Annotated in this window: 18 protein-coding genes and 1 pseudogene; 14 read left to right on the top strand and 5 right to left on the bottom strand. The window is 62.4% G+C overall.

The window, feature by feature from the left end:
- The first annotated feature begins 40 nt into the window (after window positions 1-40).
- Window positions 41-649: a hypothetical protein gene (locus tag VIF40_RS15625; protein WP_331938526.1), complete on the top strand. Its 609-nt coding sequence runs from the start codon at window positions 41-43 to the stop codon at window positions 647-649.
- 129 nt (window positions 650-778) lie between these two features.
- Here the strand turns inward: VIF40_RS15625 and VIF40_RS15620 are convergent, their stop codons facing one another.
- Window positions 779-931 carry a hypothetical protein gene (locus VIF40_RS15620; protein WP_331938436.1) on the bottom strand — a complete coding sequence of 51 codons (153 nt, stop codon included), beginning with the start codon at window positions 929-931 and terminating at the stop codon, window positions 779-781.
- Between the two features lie 219 nt (window positions 932-1,150).
- Between VIF40_RS15620 and VIF40_RS15615 the strand changes: the two genes are divergently transcribed.
- Window positions 1,151-1,294 carry a DUF3096 domain-containing protein gene (locus VIF40_RS15615; protein ID WP_331938435.1) on the top strand — a complete coding sequence of 48 codons (144 nt, stop codon included), beginning with the start codon at window positions 1,151-1,153 and terminating at the stop codon, window positions 1,292-1,294.
- Here VIF40_RS15615 and VIF40_RS15610 read toward each other — a convergent pair.
- Window positions 1,287-1,430: a hypothetical protein gene (locus VIF40_RS15610; protein ID WP_331938525.1), complete on the bottom strand. Its 144-nt coding sequence runs from the start codon at window positions 1,428-1,430 to the stop codon at window positions 1,287-1,289. The two genes, VIF40_RS15615 and VIF40_RS15610, sit on opposite strands and share 8 nt — an antisense overlap.
- A gap of 422 nt (window positions 1,431-1,852) precedes the next feature.
- Here VIF40_RS15610 and fcl point away from each other — a divergent pair, with 422 nt between their 5' ends.
- From fcl to VIF40_RS15580, 6 genes are all read left to right on the top strand, one after another.
- Window positions 1,853-2,815 carry a GDP-L-fucose synthase gene (fcl, locus tag VIF40_RS15605; protein WP_331938521.1) on the top strand — a complete coding sequence of 321 codons (963 nt, stop codon included), beginning with the start codon at window positions 1,853-1,855 and terminating at the stop codon, window positions 2,813-2,815.
- An 876-nt stretch (window positions 2,816-3,691) separates the two neighbouring features.
- The gene (locus VIF40_RS15600; protein ID WP_331938434.1) at window positions 3,692-3,865 is read left to right on the top strand and encodes a hypothetical protein; all 174 of its coding nucleotides are present in this window, start codon (window positions 3,692-3,694) and stop codon (window positions 3,863-3,865) included.
- The gene (locus tag VIF40_RS15595; protein WP_331938433.1) at window positions 3,862-4,179 is read left to right on the top strand and encodes an RNA polymerase sigma factor; all 318 of its coding nucleotides are present in this window, start codon (window positions 3,862-3,864) and stop codon (window positions 4,177-4,179) included. Before VIF40_RS15600 ends, VIF40_RS15595 begins: the two co-directional genes overlap by 4 nt.
- Before the next feature lie 151 nt (window positions 4,180-4,330).
- Window positions 4,331-5,269 carry a FecR family protein gene (locus VIF40_RS15590; RefSeq protein WP_331938432.1) on the top strand — a complete coding sequence of 313 codons (939 nt, stop codon included), beginning with the start codon at window positions 4,331-4,333 and terminating at the stop codon, window positions 5,267-5,269.
- A 219-nt stretch (window positions 5,270-5,488) separates the two neighbouring features.
- Window positions 5,489-7,936, top strand: a complete 2,448-nt coding sequence (locus VIF40_RS15585) for a TonB-dependent receptor (protein WP_331938431.1) — start codon at window positions 5,489-5,491, stop codon at window positions 7,934-7,936.
- Between the two features lie 2 nt (window positions 7,937-7,938).
- Window positions 7,939-9,156 (top strand): PepSY-associated TM helix domain-containing protein, encoded by a 1,218-nt coding sequence (locus tag VIF40_RS15580; RefSeq protein ID WP_331938430.1) that lies wholly within the window; start codon window positions 7,939-7,941, stop codon window positions 9,154-9,156.
- Here VIF40_RS15580 and VIF40_RS15575 read toward each other — a convergent pair.
- Window positions 9,062-9,376, bottom strand: a complete 315-nt coding sequence (locus VIF40_RS15575; RefSeq protein ID WP_331938429.1) for a MotA/TolQ/ExbB proton channel family protein — start codon at window positions 9,374-9,376, stop codon at window positions 9,062-9,064. The two genes, VIF40_RS15580 and VIF40_RS15575, sit on opposite strands and share 95 nt — an antisense overlap.
- Before the next feature lie 562 nt (window positions 9,377-9,938).
- On the opposite strand from VIF40_RS15575, the gene VIF40_RS15570 reads away from it, so the two are divergent.
- The 6 genes and pseudogenes from VIF40_RS15570 to VIF40_RS15545 all read left to right on the top strand — a co-directional run.
- Window positions 9,939-10,349, top strand: coding sequence for a hypothetical protein (locus tag VIF40_RS15570; protein WP_331938428.1), 411 nt, complete (start codon window positions 9,939-9,941; stop codon window positions 10,347-10,349).
- Between the two features lie 29 nt (window positions 10,350-10,378).
- Window positions 10,379-12,103 carry a ShlB/FhaC/HecB family hemolysin secretion/activation protein gene (locus VIF40_RS15565; protein ID WP_331938427.1) on the top strand — a complete coding sequence of 575 codons (1,725 nt, stop codon included), beginning with the start codon at window positions 10,379-10,381 and terminating at the stop codon, window positions 12,101-12,103.
- A gap of 70 nt (window positions 12,104-12,173) precedes the next feature.
- Entirely contained in the window at window positions 12,174-12,824 is a 651-nt protein-coding gene (locus tag VIF40_RS15560) for a CDP-alcohol phosphatidyltransferase (protein WP_331938426.1), read from the top strand.
- A gap of 97 nt (window positions 12,825-12,921) precedes the next feature.
- The gene (locus VIF40_RS15555) at window positions 12,922-14,136 is read left to right on the top strand and encodes a TonB-dependent siderophore receptor (RefSeq protein WP_331938425.1); all 1,215 of its coding nucleotides are present in this window, start codon (window positions 12,922-12,924) and stop codon (window positions 14,134-14,136) included.
- Between the two features lie 64 nt (window positions 14,137-14,200).
- A complete protein-coding gene (locus tag VIF40_RS15550; protein ID WP_331938424.1) occupies window positions 14,201-15,439 on the top strand; it encodes a PepSY-associated TM helix domain-containing protein in 1,239 nt (412 codons plus the stop codon).
- Between the two features lie 12 nt (window positions 15,440-15,451).
- Window positions 15,452-15,645 (top strand): annotated as a pseudogene (locus VIF40_RS15545) (arsenical-resistance protein); the annotation flags it as partial.
- A gap of 53 nt (window positions 15,646-15,698) precedes the next feature.
- Here VIF40_RS15545 and VIF40_RS15540 read toward each other — a convergent pair.
- A complete protein-coding gene (locus tag VIF40_RS15540; protein ID WP_331938423.1) occupies window positions 15,699-17,606 on the bottom strand; it encodes a bifunctional 2',3'-cyclic-nucleotide 2'-phosphodiesterase/3'-nucleotidase in 1,908 nt (635 codons plus the stop codon).
- A gap of 28 nt (window positions 17,607-17,634) precedes the next feature.
- Complete coding sequence (locus tag VIF40_RS15535; protein WP_331938422.1) at window positions 17,635-18,246, bottom strand: MotA/TolQ/ExbB proton channel family protein; 612 nt, start codon at window positions 18,244-18,246, stop codon at window positions 17,635-17,637.
- Window position 18,247: the final 1 nt, after the last annotated feature.

The following is an 18,247-nucleotide window of genomic DNA, read 5'->3' as shown; positions in this document are numbered from 1 at the left end:
GCCGAGGCCCTTATCCAAACGCCAGCCCAGGAAATCCATCATGACGATCTATCACCGCCTCGTCGCGGCGCTCGCGCTCGCGGCGACGATGCTTTGCGCCGCCGCCCCGGTTCGCGCCGATACGACGATCTATTCGCCGTCGGCGACGCCTATTCTCGCCACCGATTGGACCGATCTCGGCGCCGAGCCGGCGGATGTCCAGAATCTGAGCGTCGGGACTGTCTACATCGCCGGCGCGACCTCCAAGCCCTCCTCGAGCGCGCTCGGCTCTGTGCTGATGTCGAGCCAGGGTAGGGCCAGCTATTCGATTTCGACGCATCTCTGGGCGCGCGCGGTCGACGCCAGCGTGACGACATCCGCGAAGTCTCCCTTCGTCGCGGTGACGAGCTATCCCGGCGCGATCGTCGGCAGCGCGCAGAAGATCACCACAGCGGCGACGATCGCCAGCGGCCAGACGGTGAGCGGCGCGATCGATCTCGGCACAGCGCCAACTCTGGGCGATCGCCGGATATTTCCGCCCCCATTCGCTCGCTTCGAATGCGCCGAGGGCCGCAGCGCCGGCCTCGTCGTCGAGCGCCGCCCATTGCGAGGCATGATCGCCGCGGTACTCCAGCACCATCCGAACCGCCCGTTCCCGAACCTCAGGTGAAAATTTGTTCGATGTCTTCTTCTTCGCATCCATAGGCCCATCTTCTCAAGAGTTCAGGCCTCCGGCAATCTCAGGGCGGTTCAAGCCGCATCGCGCCGTCGAAGGAGCGTGCGTCACGCCGTCACAACTCTACTTACCCGCCGTCGAGCGGCAGGCGACACGCAATCCATTGCGCTCGACCACGAGCAGACCGAACAACGGCGCGTCCGTCTCATCCGTCGTGACACCCCAAATGGCGATGGAGTCCAACGCGTCGAAACTGTCATCTCGAATGATGAGCACATGGCGCCGCTCGCCTTCGTAGCCCTTGCCTCCGGCAATGGTCGCGGACGTCGGACGTCGCGGCGCCCGCCATGAGCCGAACCTCCGAGGCTTCGCTGCCCGCGCCAATAGTCCGAGCGAATTCGACTCATCTCGGATTGCGATCTCGCTCCGTCGGTCTAATTCAAGGTATGATCCGATTCGTGAAGTCTCCAAAAATTGCTTTAAGGGAGTAGGCCAATGAACATCAGCATCGCGCACCTCCAGCCGATCGTCTCGCTGCTCGCCGGCGTTCTCATTCTGATCATCCCTCGGCTTCTCAACTACATCGTCGCGGTCTTTCTGATCGTATCGGGAGTTCTGGGCCTCGGGTGGATCAAATGACAGGACGGCTTTGGCGATCCAGGAACGGTTCAAATTGCTGTGCCAGCTCTCCCAGAGTCTTCTCGCCTTTGATCGCGGCCAAAGCCACCTTCGCTTTAAACGCCGGGGAATGCGTCCGGCGGCTCTTCTTCGTCATCGAATGCTCCTAATTCGTAGCGAGAATCCTCGCCACTGTCAGAAAATCCACTCGAGCTACTGTCCGAATTTCCGAGGCCGGCTCTCTCTACAGTAGTGGAGTCGTCCTCAGTTTCGGCGACAAGGTCATCGGCGTCGGCTTCGAGACACTGGCGACGCCCGCTCTGCGGTGATCGGTCAGGTAGAGCCGGCGGCGCGAGAAGGCGTCTGAGAAGTGCAGCGTCGATGTCTTCGGCATCCATCTAAACATCGGCAAGTCCATCCACTTCTTCGAACCGCGATCGCCGCTCTGCAACCCGCGTTTACCGTCGAAGGCTCGCGCGGGCGTAAATCTAAATATTTTGTTGCGCACCGCAAAAAATAAGTCCTATTTATGGCTCAGACGCCGCAATGCGGGGTCGTAGCGTTGTTTCGAGAAGTGGTATTTTGCCCATGAGCACTCGTCGTATTTGGGTCGCCGGTCACAGAGGCATGGTCGGTTCGGCCGTCACACGTTATCTGGAAGCGCGAGGCGACAAAGTATTGAAAGCCGATCGCTCGGTTGTCGACCTCCGCAATCAGATCGCCGTTGAAGTATGGCTGAAGCAAAATCGGCCCGACGCCATCATCTTCGCCGCGGCGAAAGTCGGCGGCATCTATGCGAACGACACTTACCCCGCCGATTTCATCTACGACAATCTGGCAATCGAGACGAATATCATCCATTCGGCCCACGCGGCGGATGTCGACCGTCTCATCTTTCTCGGATCCTCCTGCATTTATCCGAAATTCGCGCCTCAGCCCATCCGCGAGGACTCGCTGCTTACCGGCCCTCTCGAGCCGACCAATGAGTGGTATGCGATCGCAAAGATCGCCGGCATCAAGCTCTGCCAAGCCTATCGCAAGCAATATGGCCGGCGTTACATCTCGGTGATGCCCTGCAATCTCTATGGCCCGAACGATAATTTCGATCTCCAGACGAGCCATGTGCTGCCCGCGCTCATTCGCAAATTCCATGAAGCGAAGGAGTCGAGGAAGGCGGAGGTCGTCGTATGGGGAACCGGGACGCCGCTTCGAGAATTCCTGCATGTCGACGACCTCGCGCGCGGCGTCGTCTTCTGCCTCGACAATTACGACGGCTATGAGCACATCAATTGCGGCGCAGGTTCGGAGATCACGATCCGAGGGCTGGCGGAAACCGTGCAGAGAGCGGTCGGATTTTCCGGCGAGCTCGTTTTCGACACGTCGAAGCCGGATGGCACGCCCCGCAAGCTGATGGACTCGGGCCGCATTCGCGCCCTCGGATGGGAGCCTGAAATCTCGCTGGAAAACGGAATTGCCGGCTCCTACCGCTGGTTCCTCGAGAATAAAAGCGTCTCTCCCGCGCTGGAACTCGCGACCGCATAAGCTCGATTGCCCGCGTGATTTCGATCGTCATCGCTGGAAATAGCGTCGAACCTTCATGCGATGGACCCTGAGATCGATCTCCGCCATTGCTCGAAGAGCGCAAATCTTCTGGGCTGACGGCGCCGCCGGCGCCACGCCCTTTCCTGCAAATTATTTCGACGGGTGGGCTTCATCAGCATTTATGCATCCACCTCGCCTCCTCCCGGCCCACCAGGGAGGCCTGTCGATATTGTCCCTCGGCGGAAGATTCGCCCGGTCTCGTCCTCCGCCGTGTTGCGCTTATGCAACAGAGAAAGGGCTTTCGCTGGTCCGCCCGCCCCTGAGCTTGACACTGCATAGCGTCCGGGGCTTCCGTATGGAGAATGGACACGTTCGCGCTCTGGCCGAAGGGAATTGCCCGCGTAGTGATCGTGGGCCTCTTGGCTTGGGCGCTCCTCTTGCCAGGCATGGCCGCCGCCGCTTTGGCCCATTCGGCCGAACACGGACTCGTCGCCGCGGACGCCGGCCATTGCGCAGCTCCCGACCGCGCCGGCGACCACCGTCATTCCTCCGGCCTGCATTTTTCTTGCTCCTGCTGCATTCCATGCCGATCCGGTCAGATCGACGGTTCAGCGGGATTTCTCTCCGTCATTCCGAACGGAGCAGATTTTTCATTCCCGGCCGCCGAGATCGCTCCAGGAGACGTTTTTCCGATCGTGGGGACATCATGGCCGGCGGGTTGGACCAGTTCCTGGTCGCAGCGCGCCCCGCCGCGCATTTTTTCGATCCCATTGCCGCCAGCCCTCGAGGCGTAGCGATCCCTCAACGGGACCTGCCGCTCGGGCTTTGATAGCAATCTCGATCAGCCCTCGCCGGTGAAAAATGCTCGATTCTGCCTTGCGGCGCTCCGTGGGCGAGCTTTTCAAGCGCCACGGTCGTCAGCTTCTCGTCTACCTGCGCGGCAAAGCGGGCGCGAACGACGCGCCGGATCTGTTGCAGGAGACCTTCATCCGCGCGCTGCGCCGTGGCGGCCTCGAAGCCATGCCCGATCCGGAGGCGTTTCTCCAGTGATCGCGACGAACCTCGCGCGGGATCGCGTGCGGCGCCGCAATACCGAAGCGAAATATCTCGAATTCAAAGAAGAGCTGCCGGATGCGCCCTCGCCAGAAGCTCCGCCCGGGGAAGCGAGCGAGGAACGTGAAAGGTCGCAGCTTCTGATCGCGACGATCGATTCGCTTCCACCCCGTTGCCGCAAGGTCTTTGTCCTCGTCATGCGAGAAAACATGCCCGTGAAGGAGGCCGCGGCGCGGCTCGGCATATCCGACAGCATGGCGCGACGGCATATCCGCCTCGCCTTTCGGCGCTGCCGCGAGGCGGCGCTCTGATCATGCGCTCATATGGGGAGGTTCCGCTTTTTCCATCCAGCGCGTTGTACTCTATAGATGACCCGCGCAGGGCGACCAGGAATGGGGCCCGACGGCGTTCTGCGGCGCCCTCCCTGACATCAATCTCCATGCCGATTAGGCGGCGACGCGCATGAGCTTCGACAGCGACACGCCGGAAGACCCACACGACAGCGCTGTGGACTGGATCCTTCGCAAGAAGGAAGGACCGTTGACGCGCAAGGAGCAGGCGGCGCTCGACGCTTGGCTCGCAGCCGACCCCGCGCATGCGGCGGCGTTGCGCGAGGCCGAGGGCTTGTCCGCCGAATTTTCCAGGCTGAACATGCGCCGTCCTGCGACGCAGCCGCGGGCCGGGCGGAGAAAGCGCCCATTGGCGGCCGCTGCGGCCTGCGCCGTCGCCGCCACGGCCTTCTTCCTTTCCCGCGGCGACCTCTCCCCATTCGTTTTCTCCGACTATTCCACCGGCGCCGGCGAAACGCGGCGCATGACGCTCGACGATAGATCGCGTGTCGAGCTCGGCGCGCGCTCGGCCGTCGCGCTCCATTTCACCGCGGCGAGCCGCCGCCTCACTCTCCTGCGCGGAGAAGCGTGGTTCGATGTGGCGCCCGATGCGTCGAGGCCCTTTATCGTCGAAGCCGCTGGAGGCACGGCGACGGCGCTCGGCACATCTTTCGATGTCGCTCTCGATGAGGGCGGCGCCCGCGTGACGGTCACTGAGCATCGCGTGGCGGTCGCGAGCGGCGGCAAGGAGGTCGTCGCCCAGGATGGGCAGGAGACGAGCTTTCTGCGCGGCTCTTCCGCGAGCGCGCCCGCCGCCGCGAATGTGGCGAAGCTCACCGCCTGGCGGCGCGGCAGGCTGATCGTCGAAGACGAGGCTCTCGGCGATGTGCTCGCTATGCTCGGCCGCTATCGCCACGGAGTGGTTTATTGTCTGCGTCGCGAGATATGCGCGCGCCGCGTGACCGGCGTCTATCGCACGGATGATCCGCTACAGGCCGTCGCCGACATCGAAGCCGCGCTCGGCCTCTCCGCCTATCGCCTGTCGAACTATCTGATCCTGCTCCATGAGTGACGAACCTTGATCCGCCGCGCATCTCTCGCGCGGGTTTCGCGATTTCGGACGGTCCGCACTCGGAACGCGCGCCGAAAAAATTCTTCGACTTTTTTTTCGTCATGGTTCCGAGGCGCAGATCGACCGCGTTGAATCCAATGAGGGGGCATTTTCGCGTCCTCATGAGATTCGAAGGGCGGCACAATGGCGAGGACGGGGGCCCCGAAGGGGAAGAGCGATATGGGTTCGGCAATCGCGGCGGCGACAGTCGGGTTCTTGATGGCCGGAGCAGGATCGACGTCTCGTCCGGCCGAGGCCGCCATCGCTCCGCAAGAGCGAGACGGCGCCATCAAATTCTATCGCATCGACCAAATCCCGCTCACGGAAGCGCTCACCGCCTTCGCGGATCAGAATGATCTTCGCCTGTCCTATGATGCGCGGCTGACGCGCGGCGTGAGAACGCGCGGACTGTCCGGCAAGTTCACCATGCAGGACGCCTTGCGCACCCTGTTGGACGGAACCACGCTCACTTACAGATTCGCCGATAACGGCCGCTCGGTGCTGATCACTCTCGCGCAGGCGGACAATGGCGTCCGCAATGACGCCGGGGCGGAGGCGCTGCCGCCGATCGATGTGGGGGCGGAGCGCGCCGCGCCGGCAGGACGGCCGGGCGGCGGCTCCGGCGGGGACGCCAAAACCTACAGTCCCAAGAACACATCGACAGCGACCAAGACCGACACGCCGATCATGGAGACGCCGTTCTCGGTGAAGGCCGTGCCGCAGCAAGTGCTGCAGGATCAGCAGGTGATCCGCGTCGAGAAGGCCCTGCAGAATGTGAGCGGCGTGCTTCAGGTGCCATCGAACCAGGGTGGTCTGGATGTGTTCCTGCTTCGAGGCTTCCGCAATGACACGATCTACCGCGATGGCTTCTTCCTGCCGAGCGTGATCGGCGGAGGCGCCACCAAACGCAACACCGCAAATCTGGAGCGCGTCGAGGTTCTGAAAGGGCCCGGTTCGATTCTCTACGGTCGTAGCGAGCCGGGCGGAATCATCAATCTGGTAACGAAACAACCGCTGGAAACTCCTTATCGCGCAATCCAGCAACAAGTCGGCTCATTCGATAATTATCGAACCACGATCGATTCGACAGGACCGCTCACGAATGACGGGTCACTCCTCTATCGTTTCAACATGGCGTATGAAAACCTCGGGTCATTTCGTGATTTCGTCCATAACGAGGGAGTATTCATCGCGCCTGTGGTGCGTTGGAACATCAGTCCCACTACTCAGGTGACCGCCGAATTCGAATATCAGCAATTCGATGGAAAGCCCGACCCTGGAATCCCACCGATCGGCGACTGGCCGGCGCAGGTGCCGCGCAGCCGCTTTGTCGGAGACCCGCTGAATGATCGCAACAAGGGCTTTAGGGTCCTCGCCGGCTTCCACTGGTCGCATGAATTCGATCAAGACTGGAAAACTCTGCAACGATTCACCTATGAGCATATGTCGATCGACTCGCGAACGCTCTTTTTTGGAAAGGCGTCTGCGAGCGGGACGCTCAATCGCTCGTTCAACATTGGTGCGGACACCAACACCGATCGATTCTACACGACAGTGAATCTCCTCGGAAAGGTGGAGACCGGGCCAATCAAGCACAAGCTGCTATTCGGTTTCGATTTCTTTTATATCGATGATAATCTGACAAACAATTGCTGTACGTCGGTGCCGGCATTCAATATTTTCTTCCCGACCTATCTACCCACCATGCTCCAGTTCAATGATCCAGCGCTGAGCACGCGTTTGGATTATAGCCAAGAGTGGTATAGCTTCTATTTTCAGGATCAGATCGAGCTTCCCTACAATTTCTTCCTGCTGGGCGGGTTGCGATACGATAATGCCATCGGTCGCAATAATATAAAAAATATTGTATCCACAAATGACGGCCGTGTGAGCCCTCGCGGAGGAGCGCTCTGGAGACCGGTTTCATGGCTCTCTGTGTACGGCAGCTATTCCGAAAACTTTGGAGCCTCGAACAGTCTGTTCCAGACCAACGGGGTGCTGTTGAAGCCCCAAACTGCGCAGCAATGGGAGATCGGGGCAAAGACAGAGTTCTTTGACGGACGCTTGTCCGCGACACTGGCCTATTTCGACCTCAAAAAGCAGAACGTTCCCGTTCCCGATCCCTTAAATCCCAATTTTTCGCGTACCATCGGCGAAGCGGAATCGCGAGGCATCGAGTTCGACTTGGCCGGCGAGGTTGCTCCTGGCTGGAGAGTCATCAGCGCCTATTCCTATCTTCCCTTCGCAAAGATCACCAAGGACGCCGACTCGGCAGGCGGGTATGGAAATCAAGGCAAGCGGCTGTACCACGCTCCTCAACACTGGGGCAGCCTCTGGAGCACCTATGAATTCCAGACTCCGGAATTGGCCGGACTGAAAGTCGGCGCGGGTTTCATCGCTGTCGGACCTCTGCCGGGCAATGCGGCCAATAATTACGAAGTGCCAGGATACACCACGGTAAACATGATGACGAGCTACTCATGGTGGTTCGGCTCCACGAAATGTACGGCTCAGATCAATATCGACAATCTGCTGGACAAGCCGTATTTCGTCGGCACGAATAGTGGCAGTTTCATCCTGCCCGGCGCGCCGCGCACAATTCTCGGCTCGCTCAAAGTCGAGTTCTGACAATGGCGCGCTCCTTCTTCGTCTTCGCGCATCGTTGGGTCGGGCTGACCATGGCCGGGTTTCTGATCGTGGTCGGCCTCACCGGCGCGCTGCTCGCCTTTCTGCCGGAGCTGAACCATTTTCTGTCGCCGCGGCTCTTCCCCGCCGGGCAGGCGGACGTCACGCTCGACGCCGGCGAGCTGGCGTTTCGCGCCGAGGCGCTGGTCCCGGAGGCGCGCGCCCGATCGGTCTTCTTCAACGCAATGGGCTCGGCGACCATTCGCATGGAGGCGCGCCCCGGCGCGCCTCCCCCGGACTTCAATCAGCTGTTCCTCGACGCGGGCTCCGGCGAGGAGCTGGGGCGCCGCTCGACGATGGGGCTCCCCGATGGGCCGGACACGATCCTGCCCTTCGTCTATCGTCTGCATTATGCGCTGGCGCTCGGCGAGATCGGCGGCTGGATCCTCGGCCTCGTCGCGATCGCCTGGACGATCGATTGCTTCATCGGCTTCTATCTGACGCTGCCGTCGCAGGGCGGGACGCATAGGCACGGCTTTCTCACGCGCTGGAAGCCGTCCTGGCTGGTGAAATTCCGCGCCTCCTTCTATCGCGTCAATTTCGATCTGCATCGCGCCGGCGGCCTATGGCTGTGGGCGGCGCTGCTCGTGTTCGCCTGGTCGAGCGTGTTCATGAATATGAACGGCTTCTATATGAGCGTCACCGAGCTGCTGCTCGATTTCGAGCGGCCGATCTGGGCGCGACGCGCACCGCCGCTTACGCATGAGGAGCCGCTGGGATGGCGGCAGGCGCAGGCGATCGGCGCGCGGCTGATGGATGAGCAGGCGCAGGCCAACGGCTTCACGGTCGACCGGCAGGTCGCGCTCGCCCTCGCGCGCGAAGAGGGCCGCTATCGCTATAGCACGCACAGCAGCCGCGACATCGGCGAGAAATACGGCAGCACCTCGGTCTTTTTCGACGCCCAAACGGGGGCGTTTCTGAGCCTCGATCTGCCGTCTGGACGACGCATCGGCAATACGCTGACCACATGGCTGATGGAGCTCCATATGGCCAATGTGCTCGGCTTCGCCTATCGCATTTTCGTCTGCGTTCTCGGCGTGGCCATCGCCATGCTCTCCGTCACCGGCGTCACCATCTGGTTGAAGAAACGTGCGGCGCGGCGCTTCCGCAAGACGCAGGGCGCGGCAGCCGGCGCGCCGCTGGAGACGACGAACGCCGAGTAGCCAAGGCGTTCGAAGCCATTGCCCCGATCGAAAGCAGCGCGACGATGAGGCCGATCGCCGTCGCCTTCAGGGCGAGCGCGAGGCCGGCCATGATCTTGCTGGCATCGGCCGAGGCGTCGAGACCCATATTGTAGAAGGTCAGCATGATGCCGAGCAGGCCGAAATAGGGATGACGCCGAAATCGACTGCCGTCGACAGCCGCTCCATCTGCATCGCTCAAATCGCCCGGACAGGATAGCCGCGACTCTGCGGCGCATTCCGAGGGTTCCTGTTTCTACCGCGTCCGAATAATGGGGGATCGACCTAACGGGAGCCACCGGAATCTATGTGTGTTACATCACGTAGCGGCAGGATGGCGCCTATCGGACAGAACGGACGCGGTCGTATTATTCATCATGCGCCGAAATATTCACGATAATCTGCATATTACGAAGCGTATCTGCTGGATATCGCTCAGATCATGCCAACTTGCGCGGACTATACTTTAAATAAAACACCTAAATTGCCTTATTTTACAATTATTTATTTTAGCTATGACCATTATAAGCGCAATACTACGATAAATGCGGCCACTGCGATGACTCACATCAGGCGGCGCCCGATATTTGACCCATTTGCACCGCTTTTTCGCATTACGTAGGGTACTTGATGATGTAATCACTCTACTTAATGATATTCGGGTCGCGCGCATCGCGCCTGCACCTGAAAGCCGGGTGGGATGCGCCGCAGCCGATGAGGCCGGGAGCCGTCCATCTCGGAGGCCATTAGGGGACGAGAGGTTTATGGCGATGAGCTGCGCCAGGATCGAGACGCCGAATACGAAGACCCGCCGGGCTGCGGATGTCTCGACCCGCCGGCGCATATCCCAAGCCGATTCGTCGGTTAAGCGGAGCGATTCCGCCACGACGGCGATCGCGGCTGCGCTCGCCCATCCGACGGGAAGCGCGATCGCGGCTGCCGCGCCGTCCGTCAGTGAAAAGTTGCAAGACGAAGGGCCGGCGGAAACAACGTCGCCCGTTACGCGCGCTCGTCCCCGCCGCATAGCCGCGGCAACCGCGACTAGCCTCCGGAAGCCAGTCGCGCGCAGCGCAGACTATGGCGCGCGCATTCGCAGCATCGATGTCAACGGCCAGCATTTCGATCTCGGCAATGGCGGCAGGAACAACGCGCCCGCGCCCAAAGCCCAATCATGATTTCCCGGATCAGAAAGGTCGATCCTCAAATGAAGATCCGCATTCTTCTTCTCTCCTGCGCCGCCACCCAGGCGCTCATCTTCGCCGCGCCGCAGGCCTTCGCGCAGAGCGCCCCTGCTCCTGTGCTGCCCTACAATATCGGCGACGCCGTCCGTCAGGCCGAGGAAGCGCGCCCCGCGCCGCCGCGGCAGGCTGCGACGCCCGTGCTGCCGCAGATCGCCGAGCCGCGCTTCACGCTCGCCAGCAAGGAGACGCTGTTCGTCAAGCATCTGGTCGTCGAGGGGCCGTTGCTCGTCGACGAGGTCGAGCTGCGCGAAATTCTCGCGCCCTATGAAGGCCGCAAGCTCACGCTCGGCGACATCTATGGCGCCGCCGACAAGGTCACGCTGCTCTATCGCGGCAAGGGCTATCTCGTCGCCAAAGCCTTCGTGCCCGCGCAAGACGCGCGCAGCGGCTCCTTGAAGATCAAGCTCGTCATCGGCAAATACGGCAGCGTGCTGGTGAGGAACTCATCCGCCGTCGATACGGACTTCCTGCAAGGCGTCGTCGACAACGCGCTGGAAGACGAAGCGCTGATCCACAGGCAAGCGCTGGAGCGCGCGCTGCTGCTCGTGTCCGATCTGCCGGCGGCAGGCGTGCCGCGCATCATCGTCTCGCCGGGCAAGAGCCAAGAGACCTCCGATTTCCAATTCGCCGTGCCGGAAGGAAAGCGCATCGAAGGCTATCTGCTCGGTGACAATTTCGGCTCGCCCTATACGGGCCGCGATCGTCTGAACGGCGGCTTCGCCATCAACTCTCCGCTCGGCTTCGGCGACCGTCTGTCGGGCTCCGCGATCGTGTCGGAGCGCGCCGCGCTCGCCAATGGCCGCGTCGCCTATTCGCTGCCGCTCAGCTATGACGGGCTGCGCGCCGAGATCGGCGCCTATCGCACCACTTACGCGCTCGGCGGCGCCTACAAGGATCTCGACGCCACCGGCAGCGCCTATGCGCTCACCGCGACGCTGAGCTATGCGCTGATCCGTCAGCGCGAGGAGAGCGTCTCGCTCTTTGCGAACTTCACCCACAAATGGCTGAACGATAAGATCGCCGACACATCGACCGCCAATCGCAACATCGCGCTCGGAACGCTCGGCGTGACACGCGACACGGTGCAGGATCTGCTCGGCCTGCCGCTGGCGACGAGCTCGACGCTCTCCTTCACCTCCGGCTATGTGAATTATCTCGACGTCACGCAGAAGATTCAGAACCGCGCAGGCGTCGATACGGTCGGCAATTATTATCGCATCAATCTGTCGATCAATGCGACTGTCGCGCTGGATGAGAAATTCTCGCTGTCGACTTATCTGCGCGCGCAAAAGGCGCTGTTCGGCAATCTCGACACCAGCGAGCAATTCAGTCTCGGCGGCTTCTGGGGTGTTCGCTCCTTCGATGAAGGATTGGCTGGCGACAGCGGCTATATCGTGACGCCGGAATTGAAATATGCGCTGCCGCAGATCGAGAATTATCGCCATGCGCTGGGCGTGTTCACAGACATCGGCGCGGTGTGGCTGGAGAACGGCTCCTATACGACGACGCAGCGCAGCTATACGGGCGTGAACGATCTCGGCCTCGCCTATTATGCGACCTATGACATGGGCGGCGGCAGCCTTCTGGTGCTGAAGGCGCAGGCGGCGCACACCTATGGGACGAACAGTGGAGCGACCGCCTATGACCGGCATACGAAAGGCCTGTTGCAGGTCGGATTCACATTCTGAATAAGGTCACGAATAGCGATAAGACCAACAAGGGAAGATCGGCGCACGACAACAACACATGGAGCGTAGCGTGGCATTTCTCCTCAGTGAGCGTATCGAACGGCTCGATCGAAGCTTCCTCGCGGTGAGCGAGCAAAGGCTCCTCGATGTGATCCTCGCTGCCTTGCCGGCGTCGGTCACGCCGCTGCGCCTGACCAAGATCGGCGTCATCGGCGCCGTCGTCGCCGCGGCGGCGCTCGTCGGCTGCCGCTGGTCGTCGGCATGGTTGCCGCTTTTCCTGTCCGGAATTGTCCTCAACTGGCTCGGCATGGCGCTCGACGGGCCGCTCGCCCGACGCCGCAACGAGACCGATCGGAGGCTCGACGTCATCGGCCAGGTCAACGACCTCTTGTCGCAAGTCCTGCTCATCGTGATGTTCGGAGCGTCGCCCTTTCTGTCGTTCCAATCGGCGCTCGTCATTCTCGCCTGCTATCTGCTGTTCTCGGCCTATAATTACGTGCGCACGATCGCGCATCATGCGCGGCCGATGGCTTATATCGGCCTCGGCCCGAGCGAGTTCCGCATTCTCATGGCGGCTTGGCCCTTTATCGCTCAGGCGACGGGCGTCGATGAGGGCTTGTCGCGACTGGACACCGCGATCCTGATTCTCGCCGCGATCGGCGTCGCGGGACTCGCCATCAAAGCTCTTTCCGACGCCCGGCAGATCGCCGCCGAGGAATAGATCGAGGCCGCGCATTTCGGGAGCCGGCCTCGAACCAGGCGGACCCAAATGCGCCGTCAGAGCGCGCCGATGATTCTCAGAATGGCAGGCGAGCTCATTGGCCAATGATCCGATGGGACAGCCGCCCATTTCGTCAAAAGCATCGATCAATCTCGATGTCGCCGGCGAGGTCAAAACCGGGCCGCTCGACCATAAATTATTGTTCGGCTTCGACTACTTCGACTATCATAGCCTGTTTCTGGGCGACAATCCGGGGCCCAAGGCGGCGCCGGAAATCCCCGCCTCCAACATATGGGCGCCGGTCTATGGCGGCATAAACTGGTCGGTCCTCGCCGCGCAGCAGGCCTACGCCCACAACAACAAGAGCCGAAACCAGTCGATCGACGCCGGCTATTATGTTCAGGACGATATTTCTTACGACGACTTCATCCACTTTCTGATCGGCGGGCGCTACGACATCGCTTTCGACGCCAGCTCGGAACTCGCGTTTGCGACGGTCAGCGGAAGTTCGTGCTACCCGCTCTGCGACGGCCATTACAATCCGCCGTGGAAGGGCAATCCGACCTATCGCAAGATTTCGCCGAACGGCGGACTCTGGGTCAAGCTGACTCCGGAATATTCGATCTATGCGAGCTATTCGGAATCCTTCGGCAATTCCAACGCCACCGCGCGAAGCGCCAGCGGAACGCAGTTCAAGCCGCAGGAAGGCCAGCAGTTCGAGATCGGCGCCAAAGCCAGCCTGCTCGGCGGCAAGGTCACCGCTTCGATCGCCGCTTTCGACCTCACCTTGACCAATGTGCTCACTGCCGATCCTGTCAATACCGGCTATTCTATCGCCGCCGGCAAGGTGCGCAGCCGCGGCGTCGAATTGGACGTTGCGGGACAGATCACTGACAATATCAGCATCATCGGCAGCTACACTTACGACGATGCGATGGTCGTGAAAGACAACACCATCGGCACGGGCGCCATTCTCGGCAAGCGACAGCCGGGCGTGCCGCGTCACGCCGGAAACATCTGGGCCAAATACGATACCGCGCCCGGCGAGAAGGAGGGCTTCAGTTTCGGCTTCGGCGCGTCCGCCAATGGCCTGCGCGAAGCAACCGCCACCAACGCCTATGCGCTGCCCGCCTATGTGCGCTTCGACACGATGATCGGCTATCGAACCTTGCTCGAAGGCCATGCCGTCGAAGCGCAGCTCAATGTGGTCAATCTCGCCGACGCCAAATATTTCGACACCACCGTCAACAGCCAATATGCCGTCTATGGACAGCCGCGCACTTTCATCGGATCGGTGAAAGTCAAGTTCTAGCGTCCCTGCGATCGATGAGGGCGGCCGTCGCGGCGGCAGCCTCTCCCCAAGCGAAGGACGGACCATGCGCGCTTTCTGGGTTTGGCTGCATCGCTGGACCGGGCTGCTGATGACGGGCTTTCTCGTCGTCGTCGGCCTCACCGGCAGCATTCTGGCGTTCCACAATGAGCTCGATCGGCTGGCGACGCCCTGGCTCTACGCCACGCCGCAGGACGCGCCGCCTCTCGACTTCGCGGCGCTCGCCGAAAAGGCGGAGGCGCTCGTTCCTCAGGGACGGGTGCGCAATATCGGCTATCGCTTTCCCGAGCAGGTCATCGTCGGCATGACGCCGCGCAAGGACGCCGCGACGGGAAAGCCCTATGAGCTCGGCTTTCGTCAGCTCTTTCTCGATCCCTGGACCGGCGACGAGCTTGGACGGCGCACGCCCGGCGACCTCTCACAAGGTCGCATCAATCTGATGACCTTCATCTATCTGCTGCACGACGCGCTGATGCTCGGCCCGACTGGGATCACCATCCTCGGCGTCGTCGCGCTCGTCTGGACGCTCGATTGCTTCGTCGGCTTCTATCTGACGCTGCCGATCGCACGCAGCGCCTTCTGGCGTCGCTGGAAACCGGCCTGGCTTATCAAAAGTCGCGCCAGCGCCTATCGCGTCAATTTCGATCTTCATCGCGCCAGCGGGCTGTGGCTGTGGCCCGTGCTGCTCGTCTTCGCCTGGTCGAGCGTGATGTTCGACTGGCGCCCGCTCTATGACGGCGTCATGCACGCGTTCTTCCAATATGAAGCGCCGCGAGAAGCGCTCGAGGCGCTCCGCGCGCGCCCGACCCCGCACCACCGTCTCGACTGGCGCGCCGCGCAGGCGACGGGCGAGGCGCTGATGGCGAAAGAGGCGGCGGACCGCGGCTTCACCGTCACGCAGGCGCGCGCGATGACCTATTTGATCGATAAGGGCGTCTATATTCTGTCGTTCCGCAGCAGCCTCGACGTGGACGCGATCCACGCCGGCAATTGCTCGGTCTATTTCGACGGCGACAGCGGCGCTCTGCTACGAGTCATGCTCCCGACCGGTCAATATGCCGGCAACACGATCACCAGTTGGCTCTACGCCCTGCATATGGGCGGCGTCTTCGGCCTGCCCTATCGCATTTTCGTCTGCGCTCTCGGCTTGATCGTCGCTATGCTATCGGCCACGGGCGTATACATCTGGTCGAAGAAGCGGCGCGCTCGACGACTGGGCGCTCGTCATTCTCGCTTCGCCGATGAGCGCGAGCCTCGCACAGACCGCCAACATTCCCTACCATGAGCGCCCTCGAATTCGAGCAATTTCCTCGAGCTGGCCGTCGCGACGGCGATCGCTTTGCTCGGCCTCCATTCGCGCGCGGCGCTCGCGACCGTCGTCGGCGTGCCGGCGAGGCGCCGGTCATGCTCTCCGTCGTCCATATCGTCCGCCGCTCTCGGGCATGGGACGAAGCCACCGCGCGCCTGAGCGACGCTGAGATCGGAGAATGAGCCGGAACCGCAAAGGCAACGACCGCAGGGGTGCGAATAGCGCCGCCCGTGGTTCAGGCGAGATCGTATTCATAGCGCAAATAGCCCGCTTCCTCTCGCGTCGTGGCGCGAAGGCCGGGCGCCTCGGCGAGACGGCGAGCAGCCGCCGGCGCGGAATCGAAGGCGACAGTGACGCGACGACCCAGCGGCGCGAAGGACCAGGGTTTCGCATCGGGAATGGAGCCGCCCCCGCGCAGGAAGCGCTCGACGGCGTCGCGATTGGAATCCGGCGCGCGCAGCACGACGTTTCGTCCGTCGAGCCCGGGGAACTTGCCGCCGCCGTCGGCGCGGTAATTATTCGTCACGACGATGAATTCCTGCGCGGGATCGACCGCGCGGCCGCCATAGCTCAGATCGACGATGCGCGAGGCGTCGGGGCGAAGATTGCCGCTCGCGTCGTAGCGCGCCGGCGCCGAGACGTCGATGCGATATTGGAGACCGGCTATGACATCGAAATGGTAGGAAGGCGTGCGGCGATCGATCAGCAGTTGCGGGCCTGCCGCGTCGCGATCGATGCGCCGGAACACGCGCGCCGCGCATTCCAGCCATTCGCGCAGCGCGGCGCCGGTCACGCGTACGGCGACGAGCGCATTTGGATAGGGGTAGATGTCGGCGACATGCCGCAGCGCCACGGGACCAGTGTCGAGATCGATATAGGAGTCGGGGGTGTAGCCCGCCCGAAACGGCGCGACGGCGGAGAGCAGCGGAAGCCCCGCATGCGGCGTTCCCTCGAGCAAGGGGCGCGCATAGGCGAGCTGCGCCGCATTGACGAGCGCGCCGACGGAATCGATCCCGATCCAGACGAAATAGGAGAACAGTGGAGACGCGATCTCGCCGATCGGCTGATCGACCCAGCGTCGCGTCGCCTCGTGCTCGGGCGCGACGATCGACGCGATCGCGGGATCGGCGTCGGCGAGCGCGGTGATTTTCGAAGCCTCGCGCTTATAGATCGGCCGCGCTTCCGTCCGAAAGCGGTCGACGGTCCAGCGCTCGCCGTCGCGCGCGAGCGTGAGATCGATGACGCCGAGATGGCTGCCCCAGAAGCCCGGCATCACCGCAGGGATTCCGGCGAGCGTTCCACGCTCGGCGTCGACGCCCTCGACGCCGGCGTAATCGGGACCGGGAAAGACGCGATGGGCATGTCCCATCATGATCGCGTCGACGCCGGGAACAGCGGCGATCTGAAGACAGGCGTTCTCGGCGCCGGCCGCGGCGCGCACGTCGATCCCGGAATGGCAGAGCGCAACCAGAATATCGCATTGCGCGCGCAGAATGGGAACATATCGGCGCGCCGCGACGACCATGTCGCCGCAACGCAGGCGGCCCTCGAGATGGGCCCGATCCCAGATCATGATCTGCGGCGGCGCGAGGCCGAGGACGCCGATCCGCAATTCGCGCGAAACGCCGCCGTCATCCATGAGCCGTCGCGTGAGAATGCGGAAAGGCGGCAGAAAAGCCGCGCCATCGGCGCGTTCGATATTGGCGCCGATATAGGGGAAGGCGGCGCCGGCGAGCGAGCGTTCGAGAAAGTCCAATCCGAAGTTGAATTCGTGATTGCCGGGCGTCGCCGCGTCATAGCGCATGTGATTCATCGCGCGAAAGACAGGATGCGCGCCGGAGGCGAGTCCCCCTTGCCGCGCGACATAGTCGCCGAGCGGGCTGCCCTGGAGAAGATCGCCATTGTCGAAAAGCAACGCATTTTGCGCTTGCGCGCGCGCCTCCGCGACAAGGCTCGCGATCTTGCTCAGTCCGACAGTCGGGTCCGGCCGCGCATGATAATAATCCCAGTCCAGCACGAACATATGCAGGTCCGACGTCTCGAGCAGACGCAGCTCGACGCGTGGCGCGGCGCGCGCAAGAGTGGGAAAGCCCACGGCGAGCGCCGCGCTCCCGGCGATAAGCTCGCGTCGCGTGATCGGCATGGGCGTTTCCCCCTCGGGTCGCGCGTCGCTATTCGGCCGCCGCCGGCAGCCTGTCGCGCGTTGCGGCGAGCAGCGCGCTCTTGAAGCCGTCGATGATGACGTCCGCTTGACGATGCAGCAGATTATGGGCGATCAGCCCGACGAGCGCCGTGCCGATGCCGACCGCCGTGGCGACGAGCGCAGCGGCGATGCCGCGGCTCACGGCGGCGGGATCGGAGACGCCGCCAGACGACAGAGCGTTGAACGTGTCCATTATGCCGAGGATCGTGCCGAGCAGACCGAGCAGCGGCGCCGCGGTGACGATCGTGTCGAGCATCCACAGGCGCGCGCTGACCTTGGCGTCGACCCGGATGAACAGCGCCGAGGACAGATCCTCGACGCGGGCTCGGGTGCAGCCGGGCTCATTCTGCACGGCGACATATTCCGCGAAGCTGCGGCTGAGCTCGTCATCGCCGAAAGGCTTCGGCGTCGTCGAGGTTCCGAGCGCATGGGCCTTTATCGCGGCGCGGATCGTGCGGGACCGCAGCGCCAGCACCGCGTAATAGACGAGCCGCTCGATGAGCACGAAGGCGAGCAGAACGAGACATCCGTAGAGGATATCGATGCAGACCGCGTGGAAGAAGGCGTGATCGATCTGCATG

This window comes from Methylosinus sp., from assembly GCF_036560965.1.
Classification (GTDB): Bacteria; Pseudomonadota; Alphaproteobacteria; order Rhizobiales; family Beijerinckiaceae; genus Methylosinus.
This window is presented reverse-complemented; position numbering and strand designations above follow the sequence as displayed.